Annotated in this window: 11 protein-coding genes; 7 read left to right on the top strand and 4 right to left on the bottom strand. The window is 65.0% G+C overall.

Translation table 11 applies throughout. The annotated features are described in order from the left end of the window. The first annotated feature begins 266 nt into the window (after positions 1–266). Both AWC12_RS13515 and AWC12_RS13520 read left to right on the top strand, forming a co-directional pair. A complete protein-coding gene (locus AWC12_RS13515) occupies positions 267–1,499 on the top strand; it encodes an acyl-CoA dehydrogenase family protein (RefSeq protein WP_024446528.1) in 1,233 nt (410 codons plus the stop codon). Next, on the top strand, positions 1,500–2,642 hold the full coding sequence (locus AWC12_RS13520; protein ID WP_085174909.1) for an acyl-CoA dehydrogenase family protein: 1,143 nt from the start codon (positions 1,500–1,502) through the stop codon (positions 2,640–2,642). Positions 2,643–2,656: 14 nt separating this feature from the next. Here AWC12_RS13520 and AWC12_RS13525 read toward each other — a convergent pair whose 3' ends face one another. From AWC12_RS13525 to AWC12_RS13535, 3 genes are all read right to left on the bottom strand, one after another. Beyond that, on the bottom strand, positions 2,657–3,541 hold the full coding sequence (locus AWC12_RS13525; protein WP_085174911.1) for a universal stress protein: 885 nt from the start codon (positions 3,539–3,541) through the stop codon (positions 2,657–2,659). Between the two features lie 223 nt (positions 3,542–3,764). After that, complete coding sequence (locus tag AWC12_RS13530; protein WP_085174913.1) at positions 3,765–4,871, bottom strand: DUF1214 domain-containing protein; 1,107 nt, start codon at positions 4,869–4,871, stop codon at positions 3,765–3,767. Further along, entirely contained in the window at positions 4,868–5,443 is a 576-nt protein-coding gene (locus tag AWC12_RS13535) for a TetR/AcrR family transcriptional regulator (protein ID WP_085174915.1), read from the bottom strand. Before AWC12_RS13535 ends, AWC12_RS13530 begins: the two co-directional genes overlap by 4 nt. Before the next feature lie 28 nt (positions 5,444–5,471). Between AWC12_RS13535 and AWC12_RS13540 the strand changes: the two genes are divergently transcribed. Beyond that, on the top strand, positions 5,472–6,716 hold the full coding sequence (locus AWC12_RS13540) for a sulfotransferase family protein (RefSeq protein ID WP_085174917.1): 1,245 nt from the start codon (positions 5,472–5,474) through the stop codon (positions 6,714–6,716). Here AWC12_RS13540 and AWC12_RS13545 read toward each other — a convergent pair. Then, entirely contained in the window at positions 6,709–7,482 is a 774-nt protein-coding gene (locus AWC12_RS13545; protein WP_024446522.1) for an endonuclease/exonuclease/phosphatase family protein, read from the bottom strand. The genes AWC12_RS13540 and AWC12_RS13545 overlap by 8 nt on opposite strands. A 47-nt stretch (positions 7,483–7,529) precedes the next feature. On the opposite strand from AWC12_RS13545, the gene AWC12_RS13550 reads away from it, so the two are divergent. From AWC12_RS13550 to AWC12_RS13560, 4 genes are all read left to right on the top strand, one after another. Further along, a complete protein-coding gene (locus AWC12_RS13550) occupies positions 7,530–8,087 on the top strand; it encodes a hypothetical protein (protein ID WP_085174919.1) in 558 nt (185 codons plus the stop codon). A gap of 150 nt (positions 8,088–8,237) precedes the next feature. Then, positions 8,238–8,462 (top strand): hypothetical protein, encoded by a 225-nt coding sequence (locus AWC12_RS30830; RefSeq protein WP_133057334.1) that lies wholly within the window; start codon positions 8,238–8,240, stop codon positions 8,460–8,462. Between the two features lie 84 nt (positions 8,463–8,546). After that, entirely contained in the window at positions 8,547–9,224 is a 678-nt protein-coding gene (locus AWC12_RS13555) for a Crp/Fnr family transcriptional regulator (protein ID WP_024446520.1), read from the top strand. Between the two features lie 382 nt (positions 9,225–9,606). After that, the coding region (locus tag AWC12_RS13560) for a DUF222 domain-containing protein (protein ID WP_133057335.1) at positions 9,607–10,013 on the top strand (407 nt) is incomplete at its 3' end.

The following is a 10,013-nucleotide window of genomic DNA, read 5'->3' on the forward strand; positions in this document are numbered from 1 at the left end:
ATGTGTCACCAAAAACGCGATGCAGCGCCCGCGTCGCCACAGCCGCGATGGGTTTCGAGGGGATTTGCCATCGCAGACTGTGGCAACTGACGCAACCTACCACCGAAACGGCGGCAGCACGCCGTTCGTGTGCCATGCAGCCAGCCGGCGACGACGTGACCCGCCTCACATCGGCCGATCCGCGCGGCACCATTCCACCCGGCGCGCCCGCCACTTAACTAACTAGGTTTACTCTGTGTGGAGCGTTCAGCAGAAAGGAGACGTCGATGGATTTGGGGTGGTCTACGACCGACCTTGCATTCCGTGACGAAGTGCGGGCGTTCCTCGACGACAAACTGACACCCGAGCTGCGCCGCGCCGGACGTCTGATGACCAGCGTCTACGCCGACCACGACGCGAGCATGCAGTGGCAGCGGATCCTGCACGAGCAGGGCTGGGCGGCGCCCGCGTGGCCGGTCGCCCACGGCGGTTGCGACTGGACCCTGACCCAGCACTACATCTTCAGCCGCGAGTCGACGCTGGCCGGCGCGCCCTCCCTGTCTCCGATGGGAATCAGGATGGTTGCCCACGCGATCATCAAGTTCGGCACCGAAGAGCAAAAGAACTACTTCTTGCCGCGAATTCTGACCGGCGAGGTCTTCTTTTGCCAGGGCTACTCCGAACCGGAGGCCGGTTCGGACCTGGCCGCGCTCACCATGGCCGCCCGCGACGACGGTGAGGATCTGGTCTGCACGGGGAGCAAGATCTGGACCACCCATGCCCGAGAAGCCAACTGGATGTTCGCGCTGGTGCGCACCACCCGCTCGGACAAGAAACAACGGGGCATAACCTTCATTCTCATCGACATGTCCACACCGGGCATCGAAATCCGGCCGCTGGTCATGACCTCCGGCGAAGAGGTGCAGAATCAGGTCTTCTTCGACGAGGTCCGGGTGCCCAAGGCCAACGTCATCGGCCAGATCGACGACGGCTGGACGGTGGCCAAATACCTGTTGGAATTCGAACGCGGCGGCGGAGCAGTCGCGCCCGCCCTGCAGGTGATGGCCGAGAACATCGCAACCGTCGCCGCCGACCAACCCAGTCCCGGCGGCGGAAAGCTGCTCGACGAACCGACTTTTGCGCACAAGCTCGCCTGTGTGCGCATCCGCACCGAAGTGCTGGAGATTTTGGAGTATCAGGTGCTCGCAGTTGTCGCCGACGGCGGCAACCCCGGCGCCAAGGCCTCGATGCTCAAGGTTCTCGGCACCGAGTTGAGCCAGGCCATCACCGAACTCGCGATGGAGACGGCAGGACCGCGCGGACGCGTATATCAGCCGCATGCGACGTTCCCCGGCGGGCCCATCGCCGAATTCGAGCCACCTGCAGATGGTTACGTCAGCGGCGAGCCGTGGCAAGCCGTCGCACCGCTGCGGTACTTCAACGACCGAGCCGGCTCGATCTACGCCGGCAGCAACGAAATTCAGCGCAACATCCTCGCCAAAGCTGCCTTGGGACTGTAAATGGACTTCACACTCACCGACGAGCAGACTCTGCTCCGCGACGGCCTCACGCGGTTTCTCTCGACCCGCTACAGCCTCGAAAAGAGCCGCGCCGCAGCGAAAACAGGGCCCGGGTGGCAACCCGAGATCTGGCGCGCCTTCGCTGAGGAACTCGGCATCCTCGGTGCCGCCGTACCCGAGGAGTTCGGCGGCATCGGTGGCGGCGCGGTCGAGATGATGCTGATCACCGAGGCGCTCGGCCACGCCCTCGTGGTCGAACCCTATGTCGACACCGCCGTTGTGGCAGCCGGACTGCTCCGCCGCGCCGGCGGCGACGTCGCCGGCGCCCTACTGGAGCAGATCGTCTCGGGAACCGCGATCGTGTCGGTTGCCGCCACCGAACCAACCTCCGGAGATTTCTGGCAGGACGTCACCACCAAGGCCGTCCGGGACGGCGACCACTGGGTTCTGACCGGCGAGAAAATCGTCTCGGCCAGCACACCGCTGGCCACACATGTGCTCATCACCGCACGCACCGCCGGAGAACGCACCGACACCGAGGGCATCTCGCTCTTCCTTCTCGAAACCGATTCGGCGACAGCGAATATCGAGATGCACCACTACCGCACCGTCGACGACCGTCGGGCGTCGGACATCACGCTCGAGGGCCTCCGACTGCCCGGCGCGGCGCTGCTCGGTGCCGAAGGCGGCGCATGGTCCTCTCTCGCCCGCGCACGCGACGAAGGCGCGGCGGCGATCAGCGCCGAAGCAGTCGGATGTATGCGGAAGGTGCTCTCCGACACGGTGGAGTACTGCAAACAGCGCCGGCAGTTCGGCCAGCCGATCGGAAGCTTTCAGGTCCTGCAGCACCGCATGGTCGACATGTACATGGACGTCGAGCAGTCAGCCGCTGCCGTGCTGCTAGCGATTCTCAAGCTCGACGAAGACGAGACCACGCGAGCGAGAGCGGTGTCGGCAGCCAAAGCGACTGTCGGGCGGGCCGCGCAATTCATCGGCCAGCAGGCGGTGCAGCTGCACGGAGGCATGGGCATGACAGAAGAGCTCGCCATCGGCCACTATTTCAAGCGCTTGACCGCGCTGCAGTTCGAGTTCGGTTCGACGGATCACCACATCAGCCGTTACGGGCGGCTGACTACGCGCTGACGCCAGGGCGAGTATCAGGGCCTTCTCGCGACGATCACCGGCCCTCGCGCCGATTGCACCACCTGCGCGCCGACCGAGCCGAGCAGCATGCCCGCGAATCCACCCCGGCCGTGGCTTCCGAAGACCAGCAGTTGCCCCTTGGCCGCTTCGGCGAGCAGACGGCGCGCCGGCTGGTCGCGACAGACGACGCGCTTCACCGTCACGTCGGGATAGCGTTCCTGCCACCCGGCCAGCCGCTCGGCGAGAAGCATCTCTTCTTCGGGTTGAATCTCGGTCCAGCCGGTGTCGGGCAGTTCGTATCCGGCGTCGCTCCAGGTATGGACGGCGATCAGTTCCACACCGCGTCGCGATGCCTGGTCGAAGGCAATCGCCGTGGCGAGCTCGGAGGCGGGCGAGCCGTCCACGCCGACGACGACGGGCGCCTCCGAGGGGTGTGGGATCAAGGGATCTTCGTCATGAATCACCGCGACGGGACAGTGGGCGTGCTGCACAAGGCCGAAACTGACCGAGCCGAGGAGACGTCGCTCCCACTTCCCCAGCCCGCGGCTACCGACAACGATCAGCTCCGCGTTGCTGGACAGATCGGCCAATGTGGGCACCGGCTGGCCGGAAAGCACCTTCTCGGTGATGGTCAATGGGACGTCTTCGGCGGCCGCCTCGGCCACCTTTCTCGCGTCGGCGACAACCCGTGCCGCCTCTTCCTTTTCGTACTCGAAGAACGCCGCTGGAAGTGGGGCCTGAATCCAGGCCTGCATCAGCGCACTGGGCAGCACGTGCGCCAAGGTCAGTGGAATACGTCGCATCGCAGCATCGCGAGCGGCCCAGTCAACCGCGACGCGCGATGCCGCCGAGCCGTCGACACCGACGACGATTCCGAAGGGAGCTGGTCGGGTGGACATCTCGGGTGCCTCCTCGGCGATCCTGGCGACGACTGCGGTGTCGGCCGCCTGACAGGTTCACGTTAGCGCCGCGCCGGACGCAGCATTAGTGAGAAGCGGTCACCCGATGAAAGGACCAAAGTCCTTTGCGAAAAGCGACGTGCATCGATACGGAGCTTGCGCGGCGAGAGGGTCCGCCGCACTCGCCGCCGTCCTCACCGACATCGCGGCAGGACGGTGAGCGTCAGGCCACTGTCGTCGGCGCCTCTGAAATCTTGACGAGGCTAACCTCGGGCCGAGCGGGAACCTCGTCGGCGAGGAACCAGCGGAATGCAAGATTCCCCCGGGGATAGTCCAGAGTCGTGAGCGAATTCGGATGACTCGTCATCCCCCGCGACACCACGACCGTCACCGAGCCGTCGCTGTTGGACACAGCTGTGGAGCCGTTGACTGAGCTGCGCGCGTCGGAAACCCCAGGGACCGCCATGAATTGATTCCAGACGACGAGATTCCAGAACCGGCACGCCGGGGGGCGGTGGGTGATCACCAGGGCCTCGTCCTCGGCGAGATCGAAGCTGCCGTAGGCATAGCATGCGTCCCGTGCCGACCAGCCGAAGTTGGCGTCGGGCACCTGGTAAGGCTCGGCGAAGTCGTTGGCGGACATCGCCGTTTCGTGTCCGAGATTGTGGGCCTCGGCGTTCTTGATTCCGACGGAGAGCGGCAGGATCGCGAACATCGTCCGCAGCCACGCGGCGCTGGCGCGCAACGCCGCCGCGGTTTCGGCCTCGCCGTGCCGGAACGGTTCCGGGGGATCGAGCGCCTGAATGGTCCATGTGACCGGGCGGCCCACCAGGGGGTCGGCCTGATAATCGCGGGTCATCAGCACGGCGGCGTCAGGTTGCGGACCGAAGTCGAAGGAGAAGTTTCCGTCCTCGTCGATGTCGAGGTCGTCGTCGCGCAGGATCGCGACGATCCTGTCCGACCAGGCACCGGGCGACGGTTCGTTGTACGCAGTCAGCGAAAAGTACACGCTGTCACCTCGATTACCCGTGATGCGATATCGGCGGGCCGGGTCGACCGGGCACATGTAGTAGATGGCATCGGTGTTGTCACCACCCCAGCGCCGGTCTGGACGGAAGGGCGAATTAACCTCCAGCCAGCGCGGTCGACTGGGGTCGGCGAACAGGTAGATGTCGAGTGCGACACCGAGCGTGGTCGCGATCATGCGGTACCCGTCAGCGATGTGGCGGTCATCGGTGACCGCCTTGGGACCCGCCATGAAGGACTCGTCGAGCCCGCGCAGTGTGTCGAGCAGTTCTCGCCACGCGTCGGTGGCCTGATGGGTGGTCATGCACTGATTCCTCTCGTGATGAGCTTCGCAGTTCGGTCGATCCAAAGGTCGTCCACGTCCGCGCCGCGAGTGATCAACGCCAGCAACGTCATTCCCGCAAGCGCCTCGGCGAGTTCGGATGAGGTCACACCGTCGCGCACGTCACCACGCCGGATCGCAACCTGCAGGTAGTCGTTGAGGCCGCGCACGACGATGTCGCTGAAGCGTTCCAGTAACGCGTTGTGCAACGTCGGATCCGACGCCATCTCCCCGATGAGCCCCGGGAGAGCAGCGCGCGCCGCCGGCGTGCTGAGCACAGACAACGTGCGTTTGATCATCTCGCGGACATCCTCATCCAGCGATCCGGTATCCGGAAGGGTCGTCGTCGCATCGATCGGAAAGACGGCTTCGTGCACAAGATGCGCCTTGCCGCGCCACCGCCGATAGATCGCCGGCTTGCTGGTGCCCGCCCGTGCGGCGATCACGTCCAACGACAGTTCGGCGTATGAGGACTCACCGAGCAGCGCGACCGTCGCACGCAGCACCGCATCGTCGATCGCCCGATTTCTGGGACGCCCAATCTCTGTCGTCATTACGATACTGAGAGTAACATAAGTCGTTGTGACGGACACCGCAGACGAGGCGATCTACCTCGACGACCTTTCCGAACCTCGTTATAGCGCTGAGGCGCAACAACTCCGGGCGATGATGGCCTCACTCGCCGCGGACTGCCCGCTGGACGCCGACGTGCTCCACGCACGAGCCAGCGAGGCGACGGGCCTCAGCGACTTCGGCCCCGACGACTACCGCGAACGGCTCGATCGTTACGTGGCCGAGCTTCGGGAGATCGAGATGCACGGACCGGGAATCGTGAACTTCCACGCCCAGCTCGTGCAGTGGCTGAAGAACCGCCTGCTTCTCACCGACCTGCTGACGCGCCATCCCGAGATCGACGACATTGAGCTTGTCCCACCGGTCGTGATCGCCGGCCTCCCGCGATCGGGGACCACACACCTGCACAACATGCTCGCCGCGGCGCCGACCTTTCGCAGCCTGCCGTACTGGGAGAGCGTCGAACCGTTTCCCCTACCTGCCGAGATCGGCGTCGAACCGGACCCGAGAATCGGCCGCATGGACGTCGCGGTGCAGACCATGGATCTGCTCATGCCCTATTTCCCCCTGATGCACGAGATGACGACCGACCATGTGCACGAAGAGATTCAGCTGCTGGCCAACGACTTCTCGACGATGTTGATGGAGACACTGGCGCACGTTCCGCGGTGGACCGACTACTACTGGAGCCGGGATCAGACGTCCTCGTACCAATATCTGGTCACCCAGCTCAAAGCGCTGCAGTTCCTTCGCGGGGGCGGGCGATGGGTCCTCAAATCTCCGCAACACCTCGGTCAGCTCGCGGTTCTCAACAAGGTCATGCCCACTGCCACCGTGGTGTTCACTCACCGGGACCCGATACCCGTGGCACTGTCGATGATCACGATGGTCACTTATTCCGAACGCATGCATCGCGACAGGGTCGACGTGCCCGCCCTGGCGGCAGCGTGGGTAGATCGCCTCGAGAAACTCCTGGGCGCCGTCACGCGCGACCGGGACACCATTCCGGCCACCCGATCGATCGACGTGCGCTTCGATGACTTCATGGCCGACGAAGTAGCCGTCGCCCGAGACGTCTACCGGATCACTGGCGAACCCTTCGGCGACGCAGCACAATCGGCAATCACCGGGTACCTGCAGACCCACCGTCGAGGCAGGCACGGGAGAGTTCACACGTCAGCGGAGATGTTCGGGCTGGACACCGAGGAGCTGCGAGAGCGCTTCGCCCCCTACGTATCTCGCTTTCTCACCTAGAACCCCGGCGCTGCAGTTGCACTGCCAGCGGCCGATGATCGGAAACGGGCAATGCGGGCGTCTCGCACGCCGATGCCGTCAACGTGGGATCGTCGGTGAGTACATGGTCGAGCTGGCGGCTGGGTTTGTCGGCAGGGAATGTCGGCGCCGAGGCCAACTGCCGCAGGTGCGACCACCGGCGTGCAGGTCCGCCCGGCATGTTGAGGTCTCCGGTGAGGATGCGCGGCGCTGGGAGCCCGCGGATGTCGCGCATCAACCGGTGCAGCTGAAAGCGGTTCCACGCCGGTACGAAGGACAGGTGCGTGTTGACCACGGTGATCTCGCCCAGCGGCGTGTCGAACTGCCCGATCACCGCCGCCCTGGGCTCTTCGTGCACAACGATGAACTTGCCGGGCTCACGCAGATACAACGGAAAGCGGAACGGAATCCGGGGCAGACGCGACACCTGCCAGTTCAATGCCGGATAGCGAGACAACAACGCCACGCCGTAGGCGGCCGTCCCCGGTTGCTCCTCCCCTGTCGCGGCCATCCAGGTAGCCCCCGGGGTGCCCGCGATCGCGGCGACGAATCGGTGACTACGTGCGCCCATGGCTTCGGCCGCCAGCGCGGTCAGGTCGGCCAGCCCGGATCGCGCCTGAATGGAATCGACCTCCTGGAGAGCCAGGATATCGGCATCCAGCCTGGTCACACAGTCGACGAAGCGGTCCAGATCCACCCCGTCGCCGGGCGTGCGGCCGTGCAGGATGTTGAAGGTCACCAGCTTCATGGGTACCCCACTACCCACCCCAGCCCGGAAACCAACGGCGGTGAGAGTTGTCCCACGAAGATCTGCGCAAGGCCCTGAAGCGGGCTGCATCGGCCCTCAAGGCCGACGGTCCGCCGTTCGCGCTGGCCGGAAGCTATGCACTCTGGGTGCACGGCGCACCTGAGCCGCACCACGACGTCGATTTCGTGGTCGCTGAAGAGGACGTCGAGGCGGCGGCGGCCACGTTGTCCAAAGCGGGGTTCGACATCCGCCGACCTCCCGAGGAATGGCTGTTCAAGGCCGCGGTGTCGGTCGACGGGCCCGCCCTGGTGGACGTGCTTCACCGCATCAACCGGGTACCCGTCGACGCATCGTTGATCGAGAATGCATCCATCGAAGATGTGCTGGCGCTCGCGATTCCCGTGCTGTCGCCCACGGAGATCCTCACGCAGAAGCTTCGCGCACTTCATGAACATCACTGCGACTACGCCACGCTGCTGCCCCTGGTGCGCGCCGTGCGTGAGCAGCTCGACTGGCCCGCCTTGCAGCGGGCAACCTCCGAGAACCCGTTCGCCGTGGCGTTTCTATCGCTGTGCGACGGACTCGGAATCAGCGAGAATTGCTGATAGGCAACCCATCGTATGACCAGACGGTCGCTCAGTGCGCTTATTCGGTTGCACGTCAATAGGAGCCGAGCTCACGATGGAGGTGCCGGTCACCACTGACGCGTTCGACGCTCAGATCCCGTGCCTGGCAAACCAAAACCAGGGGGGCGTGTGACTCGTTATCGCAAGGGAGACAAAGTAACTGCGCGACGTCCGATCGAGGACTTCGACGTTCCGCGAGTGCCGGAGGGCGCGGACGGCACGGTGGTGGCGACAACGCTGTTCGGCCGGCCCAAACAGGTGGCTTTCGCTGTGTCGGACGGCTGGGGGCTCAAGAGGTTCCAGGCGAGGGTGCGCCCGAGCGATATCCGTCGGGCTCGCGCCGCCGATCAGTAGCCGATGCTTTACGGTTGCTCTTGATCGTGTAAGCGCTTGGCCCGGGATGGCTCTGGGTCGAGCGTGACAGCCGGAAAGGGCAGAGTGAACGACGTACTGGCGCGCGCCGCGATTTTCCAGGGCGTGGACCCCGCGGCGGCGGAAGCACTATGCAGTCAATTGCAGGAGGTCTCCTTTCGCCGGGGACACAAGGTGTTCACTGAAGGCGAGCTGGGTGACCGTCTATACATCATCACGTCGGGCACCGTGAAGGTAGGCTGCACCGCACCTGACGGGCGCGAGAACCTGTTGACGCTGATGGGCCCCGCCGACATGTTCGGCGAGCTCGCGATCTTCGATCCAGGGCCGCGGACGTCGACGGTCACTGCGTTGACCGCGCTGCAGACCGTCACGATGGACCGGGATGCGCTGCGGTTCTGGATTGCCGAACGCCCGGAGATCGCCGAGCAACTTCTCCGGGTGCTGGCCCGCAGGCTGCGTCGCACCAACGATGCGCTGTGCGACCTGATCTTCACCGACGTGCCCGGCCGCGTCGCCAAGCAATTACTTGACCTCGCTCGCAGATTCGGCACCCAGCAGGGTGCGTCGCTGAGGGTGGAGCACGGGCTCACACAGGAGGAGATCGCTCAGCTCGCGGGCTCGTCTCGCGAGACGATCAACAAGGCGCTCTCGGAGTTCTCTCAGCGCGGTTGGATCGAGCAAGCCGGCAAGACGACGATCATCCACGACCCGGCCCGGCTGGCACGTCGCGCGCGCCAGTAGTCGGTCGAGGCGGCGGGCCGGAGGGTGTTGGTGCGCCCGTTGACGCCCCGGAGCAGCGTCGCGCACCGATGAATGCACTGCTGACAGTCGTTGATGGACAACAACACTCGCGCGGTCTGCGGGTGACCGGATGGCGCTCCCCGCGTCCGGCGAGAAAGGATCTTTTGCCGGTCTTTGCCGCCAAACGATTCATATAACCTGAGCCGATCAGTCCGACGACAACGTCGCGACCTTGATCCAGCCGGACTTGTCGATCAACTCGCTGGGGTGCTTACCCTCCCGGGCTTCACATCAACTGTGACTGAGGTCCAAGACAGCGGCGGGGCGGCGCGTTTTCTCTCAGGACATCGGTGACAGGGCGGCGCGTTTTGTCGGTGGTCGAATGTATGTTCGAATTGTGTCTGGGGAGGGGTTGCGGGCGGCGGTGGCGGCGGTGGCTGCTGCAGTCGATGAGTTGGCGGCGTGCGAGATTGACCTGTTGACCCGTTCTGATCTGGTGGAGGCTCTCGATGAGCTGGAAACGCTGGGGTGTCGGTTACCGGCGGTGAATGCCCGGTTGTTGGCCCGGTTGCAGGCCGAGGCCACACCGCAGCAGATGGGCGCCAAATCGTGGAAAGAGGTGCTCTCGGTGCGGTGGCGGATCTCCACCAGCGAGGCTCATCGTCGGCTGACCGAGGCATCGTGGGTGGCGCCGCGCCAGCCGATCACCGGTCCCGCGTTACCGCCGGTGTTGCCCGCGACCGCCCGCGCCCAGGCACAGGGGTTGATCAACGCCGAACACGTCTCGGT

Source organism: Mycolicibacterium iranicum (assembly GCF_002101705.1).
GTDB classification, from domain to species: domain Bacteria; phylum Actinomycetota; class Actinomycetes; order Mycobacteriales; family Mycobacteriaceae; genus Mycobacterium; species Mycobacterium iranicum.